Here is a 14,262-nt window from a genome sequence, read left to right as displayed (position 1 = left end):
CGGGCGCGGGTCGTTCCTACGGCCTCCCGGTCACACCGGGAGCCGCGCCGGTCAGTGGAAGACGAACTCGGCGTCGGCCGTCTCCGAGGACGGGCACAGCCAGCTGCCGCCGGACTTCTCGATGGTGACGCCCGTGGCCGTGTAGGTCCGGGTGTCGCCCTCCCGCTGGGCCGTCAGTCCCTCGGCCTCGTACTCGCAGGTGACCCCGTAGGACACGACGGTGACGCTGATCAGGTCGGCGGTCGCGGTGCCCGCCGCGTCGTCGAAGCTGATCGTCGGATCGTTGTTCAGGGTCACGTCCTTGCTGCCGTCGCAGGTCGTGTTGGCGTTCACACTGGCACCGTCGACGGTCAGGGTGTCCGGCGGGTTGCCGGTGGTGTCCGCGTCCGTCCAGCTGCAGGAGTCCCCGCCGGACGAGATCGTGCCGTCGACCTTCTGGTGATCCGCCGCGGCGACGCCCGCCGACATGCCGACACCGACGACCGCACCCGCGAGGACGCCCAGGACCTTCGTGGAGAGCCGAGTCACTGTTACCTCCGTTGGTTCAGTGTTACCAGCTGGTAAGTGAGCTGGCCCATACAGAGAAACAGCAGTGTTTCCGGATGTCAACCGTACACATTCACAGTGTCACTCTTGGTGATCACCCCACGTGACCGGACCCGCGACGGTGTCCCCCACCGGTCGGTTGACCGACGAACGGACTCAGCGCGAGCACCTTCCTCCGCAACGCCGCGTGGCCACCGCCCCCGTCCGGAGCCAGGGCCTGCGCGGCCGCGCGGAAGAACAGACCGACCACGAACTCCACATGGATGCGCCCGGCGGGCGTGTGCCCGGCCATGCCGTCGAACAGGGACGTCACCGACCGTTTCAGCCCGCTCGACCGGGCCCGCAGTTCCGGCACGGCCGCGCGCTCGGAGACCACGAAGAGGTACCGGGCGCACTGTGGGTGCGCGTCCGCCCACCGCAGCACCGCCTCCGCCACACCGGTGAACCGGGCGGCGCAGTCGGGCCCGTCGCCGGTCATCGCGGCGGCGCAGACCCGGTGGAGGTCGTCGGCCACCTCCTCGAACGCGGCCTCTCCACAGGCGCGCACGCTCGGGTAGTGTCGGGTGAACATCCGAACGTCCGTCCCGGCCGCGTCCGCGAGCTCGTCGGCGGTCACCTCGCGCAGGGGCGTCTCCCCCATGATCACCCGGACGGCCGCCCGCAGCCGGGCACACGCGGGACACTCGGCAGTGCTCGTGATCATTTCCGCAGAGTAACGGCCGCGTCACCCGCGGGAAAACTCCGAGAAGAGGTCACGGTGGACGACCGCGCAGGACAACTCCCGCCCGGCCGACACGGCCTGTCCCGCGACTACGTCCACGACAACCAGCGCGCCCGCATCCTGGCCGCGACCGCGCGGGTCACGGCCGGGCACGGCTACCCGGGTCTGACCATCGAGCGGGTCATCGGCGACGCGGGTGTCTCCCGCAAGACCTTCTACCAGCACTTCCGCAACAAGGAGGAGGTCTTCCTCGCCGCCTACGACGACGCGGTGGCCCGGCTGACCGACAGGATCGCGGAGGCCGGGACCACGAGCGGGGACGCTTTCACCCGGAAGGTGGAGGCGACCCTGGACGCGACGCTGCGGTTCCTCGCCGGGCATCCCGATCAGGCGCGGCTCGTGGTCGTCGAGGTGCTGGCGGCCGGACCGCGGGCGCTGCGCCGGCGGCACGAGTCGCTGCGGACCCTGATCGACCTCGTCGACCGCGGCACGTGCGCGCTCGCCGCGCAGGAGGGGCTGCGCACTCCCCCGGCCCTCACCGCGGAGACCGTCGTCGGCGGCATGGTGGAGGTGATCTACAACCGCGTCGAGCGCGGGGAGACGGACACCCTCCCCACGCTGCTGGCCGACCTGATGTACTGCGCGCTCCTGCCGTATGTCGGCCCGGATGCGGCCGCCGCCGAACACGGCAGGCTCACGGCCTCCCCCGACCGTGCGGACGCCACCCCCGGTACTTAGCCTTGCGAAAGATCGACGGCTAGACTCCGCGGCATGGAGTTTCGTCGACTCGGCCACAGCGGCCTCACGGTCAGTGAAATCGCGTACGGCAACTGGCTCACGCACGGTTCCCAGGTGGAGGAGGAGCAGGCGCACGCCTGCATCCGGGCGGCCCTGGACGCCGGCATCACCACCTTCGACACCGCCGACAAGTCAATAGGCATGACCAGATATTCTCCCGGGCATGGCACGGTTGGTAGGCCGGGTACGGCTGAGCAGGGACCACGAAGCATCAACCTCGGTTGACCGGCAACGGGAGACCATCGAGAGCTACGCCCGGATGCACGGGCACGACATCGTGGGATGGGCCGAAGACGTCGACGTGTCCGGCTCCGTGTCACCGCTCGAAGCCCCCGAGCTCTCCCGGTGGATCAACACCCCCGGTGAGTGGGACATCTTGTGTGCCTCAGCGATGGACCGGCTAGGCCGAACCCTGTTCGGGCTCAACGACCTGTTCCGGTGGGCAGCCGACAACGGCAAGACCATAGCCGCGGTCCGGGAGTCCATCGACCTGAGCACATGGACCGGCCGGCTAGTCGCCTCCGTACTCGCCGGGGTGGCCGAGGGTGAGCTAGAAGCCATCCGAGAGCGAACCGCGGGCAGCCACCGGAAGCTACGGGAACTCGGACGGTGGCACGGAGGACCAACACCGTACGGCTACCGGCCTGAGAAGACCGACGACGGCTACCGACTCGTACCCGAACCGTCCGAGGCCGAAATCGTTCGGGAAATCTTCGACCGGATAGCTAACCGGTGGTCGGTCAACTCCGTGACCAACGACCTCAGGGCGCGGCGGGTACCGACCCGCCGCGGCAAGCTATGGACGAACACCAACGTCCGCCGACTCCTCACCGGCGTGTGGGTACTCGGACAGTCGACACACAACGGCCGTGTTGTCACCGACGACCACGGGATGCCGGTTCAGGTAGCCGAACCGATCGTTGATCGGCACATGTGGGACCAGGCGAACACCGTTCTCAAAGACAACTCCCGCCCGCGTCGCCGGTCACACGACACCGGGCTACTGCTACACGTGCTCCACTGCCACCACTGTGGCGAACCGATGTACGTCAACTACCAGCACCGGCACGACCGGGGAACCACCTACGTCTACTGGCGTTGCGCCGGGAAGTTCAAAGGCCGCAACGACTGCCGGGCAAAAGCCATCCGCGGTGACCTCATAGAACCCGCGGTCGAAGAACTGTTGCTCGACGACATCGGCGACTACGAGGTCACCGAGCCCGTGTTCGTCCCGGGCTCGGACAACTCTGACGAGTTGGACCGGGTGAGCCGGGCTATCGACACCGCCCGCCGGGAGAACGACCTCGGACTCTACGAGGGCGACGAAGACTCGTACTACGCCCGGATCACTGCCCTCGTGGAACGCCGGAAAGCGCTCGAAGCCGAACCGTCACAACCGGCACGGTGGGAACGCCACGGCACCGGGGAGACGTTCCGGCAAGCCTGGCAACGCATGGACACCGACGACCGTCGACAACTGTTGATCGACTGTGGCGTGATCGTTCACGCCGCGGTCAACCCGTTCAGGATGACCTACTACGTTGACATTGAAGCCGTCCGAACCCGGGCTCCGGACTTCGACCCTGAAAACACTTCGGACAACTGACCGTGTCCTCCGACGGCTGGACCGTGATCACCACGGTCCGGCCGCACTTCGTCGCATGAGCTAGCACCCCGCGGTTGTCCCTGGTCCACCCGATCACCCGGTGCCGGAACCCCAACGTCGACACGACTTCGTCCATGTCAGCAATCGTGGCAAACGAGGTAAACGAGGGGAACCGCGCGAACGGGTGGAATGCGGGAACCGTAGTCGGCAACCCTCAGTGTCATGGGCCGACTACTGTCCACCGGGGAAGCCGCTAAGGCGCTCAGCGTCGACCGGTCAACCCTCGCCCGGTGGCAGCGGGAAGGCAGGGTGACCCCGGCCTCCGTCACCGCGGGCGGACACGCCCGGTGGGACGTAGAAGACCTACAACGCCAAGTAGCAGAGCTACGCCGGCGTAGCGGGTAGCGGTCCGTAGGCGAGAACCCGCGGTGGTTCTCGCGCTCTCCTGCGCCCCGGCCGGCCTACGGCCGGCCGGACCGACGCCCCCGTGGTCAACTAAGACCGTCGACACTCCGAAGCCGCTAAGCCGCCCTGCCCCGCCCGGCAACCACGGTCACCCCGCCCGTACCCCACTGGCACCGGACGGGAGGGAGGGGGATGCCGGAGGGAGCGGAGGGAGCGAGCGAGTCCCCCTGGCAGGCACCAACGAGGGTGCCTGCCGATAAGGGGTGTGCCGTCGGTCGCATACGGTCGACTGCTTCACCCGAGCGGCTTGTTACAGCCACCCAGCGCCGGGGTTATCACCAGGACTCCGATGGTGGGGATGACCAGTGAATCTCGTACCCGGCGCCCCTACGGCCGGTCGCGGGGTGCTCCGATAACGACGCGTCCGGGTACTCCTCTCCGGGGACCCTCTGACGGCCGGATCACTCCGCTGTGAGCGGAGGCCCGGTCTCAGTCCGTCTCCGTCAGCTTGCCGGGGGCGGCTGACGCGGGAGCAACTTCAAGGTGTATGCTCGACCCTAGGTTTTCTTCCGTAGCAAGAAGGAACCTACCACGAGACCCCCGGCCTTCGGGCCGGGGGTCTCTCTGCGTCTACGGCCCGGTCACCCACACACCATCCGAGAGCACCAACCCGGCTTCAACCGGCGACCGCCGGCCACCATCCCGCCCCCGAACACGCCGGAACGCTTCCACATCCGCGTAAAACTCGTGCGTCACCGCATCATGCACAACCCGCGGACCGATAATCCGAGCATCCTCCGGGGTGTCCCTGTTCCGACGCCGGTACACGTCACACCGGTCACAAACACGGTTCGGATTAGGCATCCCGCCTCCCAACAATCACATAACCGAGGTGCCGAAGCTGCCACTCACGCGACGGAACCACCCCGCACAAAGCATCCTCGGTGAACATCGTCAACGCTTCCACATGCTCCGCCAACCCGGCCTTAGCCGCCTTCACCGTAAGCTTGTCGTGAACCCAGCGGACCAACCGCCGGTTCTCCGAGCCGTCCGTATCCGGCTCAGGCACCGGGACCGGCTCCAACCGAACCGGCGCCCTTCTCGTCTTCTGACTCATACTTCGCACACACGTCCTTTTCACAGAACCCGAAACACTGTGACCAGCAGAAACAACCCCGGGAGACATGCACAACCCAGACCCCGCGTGACCAGGGGAAACCCGAACACCGGTAGAACTACCCCAGTAAGCCGATTTCTGCACACACAGCCGTTTGACAGAACTAAAGATCATCTTCCCAACGGGCATCCTCCGCCCGTAACTCATCCATAAACCGGGACACCAACCTCCGCAGCAACACCGACCGGGTAACCCCGCGCTCACGACACCACTGGTCCAACCGCTCCCGAACGTCTTCGTCCGAAATCGTCACCGAGAACGTCCGCGTACTCGCCACCACAAGCCTCCCTTGAATATCTAACTTCGACATGAAAAAAACCCCGGCCCTTCGTAGGGCCGGGGTTGTCAACCGTCACCAGGCGGCCATCGGCTCACCCGGTTCGTACTCGTATTCCCAACCACACACACACCCGTAGTCACCGCACCGGTAAACCTCACCGCCCAGAGCCCACCCGGTAAACATCGCCGGCAACCGCTCACCGTCACACCGAAGTTGGCTCACCAATCGCCACAAAGCCGGCGAAGACAACTCCTCCACGCCGTGCGCTTCCAACCACGACGGCACGAACCACAACGTCGGGAAGTCAACCGTCGGAACCTCAGTCATCAACCAACCTTCCCTGCCACCCAGAGTGGCCAACAAAGCTTAGGCACGCCTTACTAAGGGCACCCTATGAACCTGACCGACCCGAGAGATCCCTCCTCCGCGGGTCCGCTGACCCGGGCCAACGGGGACACCCGCCTACCCTCAGTGGTCTTCGTCAGCGTCGGTTCCAACCACCAGGCTGAAACTCAGCGGTCTCGCGAGAATGGCAAGACTTGCACAACCCGCGACCGTGAGCAGGGTCGTTGGCATCCATACCCCGGAGCACCAACGTCTGCCTATCGACGGGATAGTGGTCAGCCTCCGTGGCCGGGTCACCGCACAGCACACAGCGAGGATGCTTGGCCAACACACGCTCACGGAACGTTGTTCGATGCTTGTTGCCGTAACCGCGCTTGGCGGCACTACCCCGCCTACGGTCAGCCTGCCGAGTGTGCTCGGTACACCGCCCGGTGCCCTTCGGCACAAGCTCCCCGCAGCCGGACACCGAACACGTCTTCATGGCCGGCATACGTCACCTCCGGTACCCGGGGAGCCCGGCCCCGTCCGAACGGGGCCGGGCTCTCAACGTCAGACAGCAGCCGGGTTCACACCGACGAGACAAGCTTCAGGACGCAGCACACGGCCCCCGTACACGTGCAGGCCCCGAACGACGTCCTTGAACGAGTTGTGAGCCCGGATGGCCTCAGTCTCGTTGAGCTGGGACACGAAGCCGACCGCGGACCGGTGGTAGGCCACACAGGTAGCGGTACCGGGGTTCAGCAGCGGGGTTTCCACCACGTTGAACCCGAGCAGCCGGCCGATAGTCGCGTTACGCAGACCCTCAGGCGACCCCGAAGTGTCCACGTCGGTGAGCTTCGAGTCGGCACCGAGCAGCAGCCCAGCGAACTCCGGGTTCACCAGCAGCGTGCGACCGTCCAGCGGAGCGCGGACAGAGTCGCTAGACAGCGTGGTCCGCAGCCCCTTGACGTAGTCGAAAGCCTCGTTACCCGTGGTCAGCTCGGACGCCGGGGACGAATCCGTACCCGACGTCTGCATCGTGGTCGCCAAGAACGACTCGGCATCCTCAGCGAGACCCGCGGAAGCATCCCGGGTGACCACGTCCATGCCACCCGCGGCCTGCCGACGGTCCACGTCGTCCACGTAGAAGGAGAACGCCTTCTCCTGGTCAATCAGGATGGACTGCCCGGTAGCGGTCAAGTCCTGAGGCGCGATGGTCCGGGAGCCACCGTCGTTACCCGTGGCGTAGTCCACGATGCTGGGCCGCTCGAACTCGGTGACGTTCACGACGTTACCGGTCCGGGCGTCACCCTCGTACTCCCGGGCAACCGTGTTCGCGATAACGGTACGCGCCTGAAAGTTGACGAGAACCTCAGCGCGCCAGATTTCAGGGATAAAGTTGGCAACAGCCATTGTTCATTACCTTTCGGTTAACGTAGTTACTCTATCGGACCGGCGAAGCAGACACGGTCGTCGTTGCGACGCCGTCCGACGTGAGCATTGCGCCCCGCCGAAAGGAAGCCGGTTTACTCATCGTCGCCCCCGCCGAACACGTCGGCCAGAGCTGACACGTGACTCCCGATGACGCTGTGAGCGTCATCGTCCGTCAAGTCGGACACCGACGTGGTCATCACGTTGACCAACGCCACCATTGCGCAGAAAGTGGCGTACGGGGATGCGCCTTCCCCGTCCATCTGGTCAGCCAACGTGAGGTTCCACGTATCGGCATCCGAATCCCGCATTGCGCGGGCAAGATTCCCAGCGCGGATCAAGTCCGCGGTATCAAACACGAACATGCTCACCGGTCCACCTCCGCGTTAGCCTCCGCGGCCTCCGCAGACGACACGGTTTCCGTGTTCGCAATCCTCCCGAGCAAGTCATCACAACGGCCCTCATGCACCGCCCGGGCAACGTCGGTATACGGCATGGTCACGAGGTCTTCCCTCGCGAGCTGGTCATCCATCGGACTCGTTCCCTTCGTCGGACTCACAGTGGACTCAAAGACCCGGCCGCCAGTGGAGTCCGAAAACACTGGCGGCCGGGAAACTAAGGTGCCCCCGGCACCGGTAGACGCAATGGAGACCGGTGCCGGGGGCTGCGCAGCCGACCGTGAGGAGACGGCACGGTCGGGAACCGAAGTCGGCCAGTGGACTTCGGAGAACTAGGAAGGGGCCGCCCCGGCCCGCGACAGCGGGACGGCCCCTATCTGACCACCTCAGTGGCCGACCTGTGATGCACACGGCATCGACACCACGCCGGCACGAAGCCGACGCCAACCCGGGGGACACGACTACCCCGGGAAGAATGGTGACCCGCCCGCCGGTAAGGGCGGGCCGACAGGCGGGCCGTAACGGTGAACTCGTGCAGGCGGCTCAACCGTTGAACTGAGGGCGGGCATCCCGGCCGGAAAGGAGACAGCCAGGATGCCCGCGGACGGGAGCACAGCGGCCGGGGAAGGCAACACCGCGGCTACAACCGCCCAGCTCCCAACGGTGGGGGACCGTCGGGAGGATTCATGCTCGGAAGTACTCCTTCCTACCATTGGGAATTGTTGTGACACGTCTACGACGTTTCCGTTGGCGTTGTCTCGCGTCCTCCCGACGGCACTCCGCCGAACCACACAACACCCGGGGACGACCCCGGCCACGGCGATACATCCGACGAATCTCGCACCAATTGCACCGGCACTCAGGATTCGTCACCCGAGACGTCAACGACCACCGCCGACCATCAACCCAACGCCAATACCCGATGAACGCCTCGTTGAACTCCTGCTCAAACTCGCAAAACCACTCACCATCAACACCGTCATCGGTGTTCTCCAACTCAACCCCGCACACTTTGCACGACGGGGGTGGAGCCGGCCTAGCGCCCGACTCCACCGAATACGCATCCGCCGGCATACCACCCGGCCCCCAACCCGGACCACGAACACCGAACACACGGTCACCCAGGGCGGACGCTAAATCCCTCGTGGGATTGAGCGTCCGCACACCGTCGAAATCGAACACGTCAGACATCGGCAAACTCCTCAGCGAACGGGTCGAAACCACCGGGCGGGGCGAACTCGCCAACAAGCCGCGAGTCCACCACGGTTGACCACTCGTCCGACGTCGAATAGCCCAACCGTTCCAACGTCACTTGCTCGGACAACCGCGCCAACCGGCCGGCCTTCCCGTAAACCCCGGCGACCCGGTCAAGGTCTTCATCGGTCGCGTCCACCACCGTGAACCGGGCGGGACGGTTCTCGTCCCGCCACGCCAACCCGGCATCCGCCAACCTGGTCAACGCATTCCGAGCAGAGTTCACCGACAACCCCGCGAACCCGGCCACTTCCCTTGTGGTCAGTGGCCGGCCCCGCGGCAACGTCGACCACAGTCGACCCGCAGTCCACCCCAACGCGCCCCGAGTAAACACATCGTGCACATGTACTGAGACAGATAAACCCCGCAAAGATTTATCTGTCTCAGTGTGTGTGAAACTCAGGTTGACGTCGTACCTCGTAGCCTTCCCCGGCGACCAATCCGACCGGTGAACCCTGGTCAACACGCCACGGTCAACCAGGCTCACCAACGCCCGGGACACCGACGACCGGTGCAACCCCGGCGTGCGAAGCTGCAAGCTTCGGACGGCGGCATCCGTCGAATAAGCACCCCGCTCACGGCACCAATCCAACAACGCCAACGCCACCGTCTTATCCCGACTACCGGCCTGCCCCGGCCACGGTGCCGACTCCACAGCCGTCCGAACCCGCACAAGGGCCGCGTCGATATCGTCCCGGTCCGCGGACTTCTCCCAAGTGTCTTCAAGCACCTTGTAACGCTTGTGCTCCGCCACCGCCGGCCGGAAGCCCTGCCAGAACGTCGACCCGGTCACCAACCGTTCGTAGTCGGCCTGGTCCAACCCGGCACTGTGGCAGTAGTTCGCTATCGCCAGTAGCGTTGCCGCCCCTGTCGCTTTCGACGTCTCCCCGTCAAGTAGTTTCCGCGCAGCCGACTTCACAAGTCGACGCAGTTGCTCAGGGCCTCGGAGTTGACTCATTGTTCGCGCCCTTTCGGCGGTGGTTGGCTAACGTCTTCCCATAACGCCTACGACGTGAGGCGTACATATCCCGACAAGCCCCGCACACACGAGACCCGTCGGGCCGTGTTTCGACCCGGCTAGGGTCGTGATTGTTAACGCACACGCTTACCCCGCTTCCGTTTCTTCGCTGCCCGCGCGGCGTCAACGCACCGGTAGCAAACTCGTTTCCCGTTCCCCTTGACGTCAGACCATTCCGGCCCGTGCCCCCGTGGGCACGGGCCGGGTGCCGGTTCGTTCATTCCGCTTCCCTCACGAGGTGGGCCAGAGCCGCCCCGGCACCGAGTACGGCAACGGGCAGGCAGGCGACGGCCATAGTCACGGGCCACGGGGCGGCCACAGCCCCCGCGGCTTCGAGAAGGTGGTAGGCAACCTGACCGGCTGCCCCGAGCACGAGGGCACCGATCGCTGACGCCCGGGCGAACGACCGTGCCCGGGCAGGCTGCCCCGGAGACAGCCACACCGACAGGGCATAAGCCGCGTAGGTTTCGACCCCGATAGGCAGCGTGATCGCAGTGTCGACCGTGAACCCGTCAGCGATACCGGGCAGCGGGTGAACCACACCGAACCCGGTCATGGACCCGAGCCCTACCCACCCGGACCACACGGCGACGAACGCCGGCAGTGCGAGCAAGATCAATGCCCACGGTCGCCGGGGACGCTGCACCGGTGCCGCCCCGGTGTCCGGCCCCGGCTCGGTGTCCCCGGTCGCCTCCGGCTCAGGCTCCGGTGCCGGCTCGGTCACCGACACCGGGGCCGGCTCAGGCACCGAAGCCACCGGAGCCTCAGCGGCCGGGGCAGGCTCCGGGGCCTCAGCGGCCGGGAGACTCCCGGACTCGATAGCCCTCAGGGCCGCCCGCAACCGGTCCGCCCGAGTCGACCCGATCCCCAGTTCGGCTTTCAACTCGTTCCTGCCCGGGACTTTGCCCAGCCGGGCAGCCACCGCCCGGGCATCGGGCAGTAAGGCATCTGTCGTTGTCATTCGGACTCCTATCGGCATAAACCGACCCCCGGCCGAAGCCGGGGGTCGGGTATCGCTGTCTTCGGGAGCTGGTTACTCGGTCCCTTCCGAGTACCAGCCGTCGGTGAGTACGTAGGCGTCGTTCATGACCAACTCCGCCAACCGCTCAGGTGAGATAGCCGGGTCAATAACCGGCGGCGGGTCCTCCCCGTTCCGGGTTGCTTCCGCCAACGCCTCCAAGTGCCGGGCAGCACTCGTCAACGTCTCGTTAGCCATCGCGTTCAGTCCGAACATTCGGACGTCGCCGTTATGGTGAGACCAGACACGGAGTCCGTGCGTCGTCGCCACCCTGAGCGTCCATCCACTGGCGTCCATGCTCTCTCCTCCTGGTATCCTGTTCACCGGTCCCGGGCATCTAGGTCATGCCCGGGGCCTTCTTCGTCGTCACCGAGGCTCTGAATCCACGCCAACAGTTCCCCGTCGTCCCGTTCCCGTTCCCGGTCGACATTGGTCGCGGCCAACCACACAACCCCGGCAACCGCGGCCACCGTCGCCACCAACGCCAGAATCGCTAGCACTGGTCCGCCCTGCCTTCTACGATGGCCTGAGCCTCCGCCGTCAACGCCAACACGTCGGCACCGCTCAGCAGCCCCGAACACGACACCGAAACCGCCTTAAAGAGGTTGTCTCCGAGTGCAATCGGCAGCGGCCACATGTTGCCTTCCTCCGCGGCCTTATCCGCGCGGATAGCCACCGTCAACGCATCCCGCACGAGGTCTTTGAATTCGTCGCTCACGCGGCACCTTCCTTCCGCCGAACCAACTCCGCCCGCTCAAGACCACTCATGCCACCGCGGACACCGTCGAAGTCGTTCGATTCGAGCGCTTCCGTGAGGCATTCCGAAGCCACCGGGCACCGGTGACACACCTTCTTCGCTTCCTGCGTCTGCGCTTCCGCAGCCCGCCCGAAACCGACCGGGAAGAACTGTTCGGTGTCCATCCCGCGGCACCGAGCACGAACCGTCCAATCCCGGTCCGTCAGCAAGTTGAACAGCTTCATCCGACTACCCCTCTCCGTGTCTTCGTTCGTTGTGATGTCGTCGGTAGTCCCCGGCCTGCCGCCTCACGGAGCTGTGTCCGCTGCTAGCCCACTTAGGGCCGGTTCCCTGTGCCCCCGGGGCGGGTTCGGACCGCCCCGGGCGTAATCACCATAGGAACACGGACACCGCCGACGTCTATGCGAACACCGCCGCCGAGTCGGTCCTGGGGCGCGGTCTCGCCGGGCAGCGTCGGGAGAGCCTGGAGATCTGCACGAAGGTGTTCTGGCCGACCGGCCCCGGCGGTCCGAACGACAAGGGGCTCGGCCGCAAGCACATCATGGAGAGCGCCCACGCCTCCCTGAAGCGGCTCGGCACCGACCACATCGACCTCTACCAGGCGCACCGGTTCGACCACACCGTCCCGCTCGAGGAGACGATGACGGCCTTCGCCGACCTGGTGCGGCAGGGCAAGGTGGGCTACATCGGTGTCTCGGAGTGGGACGCCGAGCAGATCACCCGGGGCGCGGCCCTCGCGCGGGAGCTGAAGATCCCGTTCGTGTCGAACCAGCCGCAGTACAACATGCTGTGGCGGGTCATCGAGGAACAGGTCATCCCCACCTGTGAGCGCGAGGGGATGAGCCAGATCGTGTGGTCCCCGATCGCGCAGGGCGTGCTCACCGGCAAGTACCGGCCCGGCCAGGCACCGCCGGAGGGCTCCCGCGCCACCGACGAGAAGGGCGGCGGCGCGCGGACGATCGAGCGGTTCCTCAACGACGACGTGCTCACCCGGGTGGAGCGCCTGCGCCCGTTGGCGGAACAGGCCGGGCTCTCCCTCGCCCAGCTCGCCGTCGCCTGGGTGCTGCGGAACAACAACGTGGCCTCGGCCATCATCGGCGCGTCCCGGCCCGAACAGGTCCGGGAGAACGTCGACGCCGTGGGCGCCCGGCTGGACGACGACCTGATGCGGGCGATCGACGAGGAACTGGACGGGGTCGTGGAGCGCGACCCGGGGCACACCCGCAGTCCGATCCTGTAGAAGCGACCGGGACGGCTCACCCGGCCCGGAGTCCACCCACGGGGTCCGCCCCGGGGTGGTCCGGGTCGGGGTGGTCCGGGTCGGACGGGTCGGTCCGGGCGGTCAGCACCCGCTCGGCGACGACGAGGTCGTGCCGGTAGGTGATCTTGATGTTGCGCGGGTCGCCCGGGACCCGGCGCACGGGGGTGGTGCCGAGGCGTTCCACGCACGAGGCGGTGTCGGTGCCGACGAACCCGTCCCGTTCGGCGCGCTCGTAGGCGTCGAGCAGCGGCGCCGCGGCGAATCCCTGCGGTGTCTGCATCCGCACCAGGTTCCCGGTGGGCCGGTCCAGGACCGTGCCGCCGTCCGGACTCACCGCCACGAGGTCGTCGGCGGGGAGGCCGGGGACGGCGCCACCGTCCTCGCGGGCCGCCCGGAGGACCGTGGTGATCGTGTCGACCGTGACCAGCGGCCGGGCACCGTCGTGCAGCAGCACGGTGTCGACCGTGCCGGAGGCGATCCGTCCGGCGAGGTGGCGCAGCGCGCACAGCTCCGAGGCCTGTCTGCTGTCCCCGCCGTGCACGACCTCCACCGGGACGCCGGTCCCGTCCCCGTCCCGGAGCGGCGTGTCCCGCAGCACCTCGTCGACCAGGTCCGCGTCCCGGGGACGGGTGACCAGCACGAGCACGCCGATCCCGGGGGTGCGGGCGAACGCCTCCAGCGACCAGGACAGCACGTGGCGCCCGCCCAACGGCAGATAGACCTTGTTCGTCGCGGACCCCACCCGGGACCCGGCGCCGCTGGCCAGCACCACCCCGGCCGCACGCCCCACGTGCCCGGTCCGACCTCCCGCCATCCGCACGAGCATAGATCCCCACCGCGCGGGACCGCCGGTGCGCCCCGGTCTCCCGCCGGACGATCACCCGGGCCCGGCACTCGGTACTGTGGCGGTGTGTCCGACAACAGCGCGGCAGAGCGGGACGGTGGCACCCCCGGCGGGAACGGGATCGACGGGGACCGGGTCGACGGGGACGGGGCCCCCGAGGACGGGGCCACCGAGAACGGGGCCGCCGCGAACCGGCTCACCGATGACGGCGCCGACGACGAATCCGTCCGGTTCGCCGACGTACCCGCCCGGTTCGCCCTCACCGATCCGCGGCCGTCCCGCACCCGGCCGCGCTTCGGCCGGCTGGAGGAACTCGGGTTCCTGCTCGCGACCTGCCGGGGGCAGCTGCCCCCACGGCCGCCACGGCACGTCCGGGTGGTCGTCCTCGCCGCCGACCACGGCATCGCGGCCCGGGGCGTGTCCG

General features: G+C 67.0%; 15 protein-coding genes and 2 pseudogenes. 6 read left to right on the top strand and 11 right to left on the bottom strand.

The window, feature by feature from the left end; all coding sequences use genetic code 11:
* Positions 1–51: 51 nt before the first annotated feature.
* Entirely contained in the window at positions 52–528 is a 477-nt protein-coding gene (locus ACTIR_RS0114820; protein WP_026454880.1) for a hypothetical protein, read from the bottom strand.
* A 112-nt stretch (positions 529–640) separates the two neighbouring features.
* The gene (locus tag ACTIR_RS0114815) at positions 641–1,249 is read right to left on the bottom strand and encodes a TetR/AcrR family transcriptional regulator (RefSeq protein ID WP_026454879.1); all 609 of its coding nucleotides are present in this window, start codon (positions 1,247–1,249) and stop codon (positions 641–643) included.
* Between the two features lie 54 nt (positions 1,250–1,303).
* Here ACTIR_RS0114815 and ACTIR_RS0114810 point away from each other — a divergent pair, with 54 nt between their 5' ends.
* From ACTIR_RS0114810 to ACTIR_RS25510, 4 genes and pseudogenes are all read left to right on the top strand, one after another.
* Positions 1,304–2,005 (top strand): TetR/AcrR family transcriptional regulator, encoded by a 702-nt coding sequence (locus ACTIR_RS0114810; RefSeq protein WP_026454878.1) that lies wholly within the window; start codon positions 1,304–1,306, stop codon positions 2,003–2,005.
* A gap of 33 nt (positions 2,006–2,038) precedes the next feature.
* Positions 2,039–2,194 (top strand): annotated as a pseudogene (locus tag ACTIR_RS27780) (aldo/keto reductase); the annotation flags it as partial.
* A gap of 34 nt (positions 2,195–2,228) precedes the next feature.
* Entirely contained in the window at positions 2,229–3,671 is a 1,443-nt protein-coding gene (locus ACTIR_RS23540) for a recombinase family protein (RefSeq protein WP_084789530.1), read from the top strand.
* 222 nt (positions 3,672–3,893) lie between these two features.
* The gene (locus ACTIR_RS25510; protein ID WP_084789528.1) at positions 3,894–4,076 is read left to right on the top strand and encodes a MerR family transcriptional regulator; all 183 of its coding nucleotides are present in this window, start codon (positions 3,894–3,896) and stop codon (positions 4,074–4,076) included.
* A 1,280-nt stretch (positions 4,077–5,356) separates the two neighbouring features.
* On the opposite strand, the gene ACTIR_RS27840 is transcribed toward ACTIR_RS25510, so the two are convergent.
* The 8 genes from ACTIR_RS27840 to ACTIR_RS0114745 form a co-directional block, all read right to left on the bottom strand.
* The gene (locus tag ACTIR_RS27840; RefSeq protein WP_154663773.1) at positions 5,357–5,563 is read right to left on the bottom strand and encodes a ribbon-helix-helix protein, CopG family; all 207 of its coding nucleotides are present in this window, start codon (positions 5,561–5,563) and stop codon (positions 5,357–5,359) included.
* 864 nt (positions 5,564–6,427) lie between these two features.
* Complete coding sequence (locus ACTIR_RS0114785; RefSeq protein WP_026454875.1) at positions 6,428–7,270, bottom strand: P22 phage major capsid protein family protein; 843 nt, start codon at positions 7,268–7,270, stop codon at positions 6,428–6,430.
* A gap of 113 nt (positions 7,271–7,383) precedes the next feature.
* Entirely contained in the window at positions 7,384–7,659 is a 276-nt protein-coding gene (locus tag ACTIR_RS0114780; protein WP_026454874.1) for a hypothetical protein, read from the bottom strand.
* A 1,210-nt stretch (positions 7,660–8,869) separates the two neighbouring features.
* Positions 8,870–9,190, bottom strand: coding sequence for a hypothetical protein (locus ACTIR_RS25970; RefSeq protein WP_154663772.1), 321 nt, complete (start codon positions 9,188–9,190; stop codon positions 8,870–8,872).
* A gap of 985 nt (positions 9,191–10,175) precedes the next feature.
* Positions 10,176–10,919, bottom strand: coding sequence for an ABC transporter permease (locus ACTIR_RS0114765; protein ID WP_154663771.1), 744 nt, complete (start codon positions 10,917–10,919; stop codon positions 10,176–10,178).
* Between the two features lie 72 nt (positions 10,920–10,991).
* Entirely contained in the window at positions 10,992–11,273 is a 282-nt protein-coding gene (locus ACTIR_RS23535; protein WP_026454871.1) for a hypothetical protein, read from the bottom strand.
* A gap of 196 nt (positions 11,274–11,469) precedes the next feature.
* Positions 11,470–11,694: a hypothetical protein gene (locus ACTIR_RS0114750; RefSeq protein WP_026454869.1), complete on the bottom strand. Its 225-nt coding sequence runs from the start codon at positions 11,692–11,694 to the stop codon at positions 11,470–11,472.
* Positions 11,691–11,957: a WhiB family transcriptional regulator gene (locus tag ACTIR_RS0114745; RefSeq protein ID WP_026454868.1), complete on the bottom strand. Its 267-nt coding sequence runs from the start codon at positions 11,955–11,957 to the stop codon at positions 11,691–11,693. Before ACTIR_RS0114745 ends, ACTIR_RS0114750 begins: the two co-directional genes overlap by 4 nt.
* A 161-nt stretch (positions 11,958–12,118) precedes the next feature.
* On the opposite strand from ACTIR_RS0114745, the pseudogene ACTIR_RS23530 reads away from it, so the two are divergent.
* Positions 12,119–12,973: pseudogene (locus tag ACTIR_RS23530) on the top strand (aldo/keto reductase family protein); the annotation flags it as partial.
* A 16-nt stretch (positions 12,974–12,989) separates the two neighbouring features.
* Here the strand turns inward: ACTIR_RS23530 and ACTIR_RS0114735 are convergent.
* A complete protein-coding gene (locus tag ACTIR_RS0114735; RefSeq protein WP_411431332.1) occupies positions 12,990–13,808 on the bottom strand; it encodes an IspD/TarI family cytidylyltransferase in 819 nt (272 codons plus the stop codon).
* 96 nt (positions 13,809–13,904) lie between these two features.
* On the opposite strand from ACTIR_RS0114735, the gene ACTIR_RS23525 reads away from it, so the two are divergent.
* Positions 13,905–14,262: nicotinate-nucleotide--dimethylbenzimidazole phosphoribosyltransferase (locus tag ACTIR_RS23525; protein ID WP_034240231.1), on the top strand; the 358-nt coding region annotated here is incomplete at its 3' end.

Source organism: Saccharomonospora iraqiensis subsp. iraqiensis (genome assembly GCF_000430445.1).
In the GTDB taxonomy this organism is placed as follows: Bacteria; Actinomycetota; Actinomycetes; order Mycobacteriales; family Pseudonocardiaceae; genus Saccharomonospora; species Saccharomonospora iraqiensis.
This window is presented reverse-complemented; position numbering and strand designations above follow the sequence as displayed.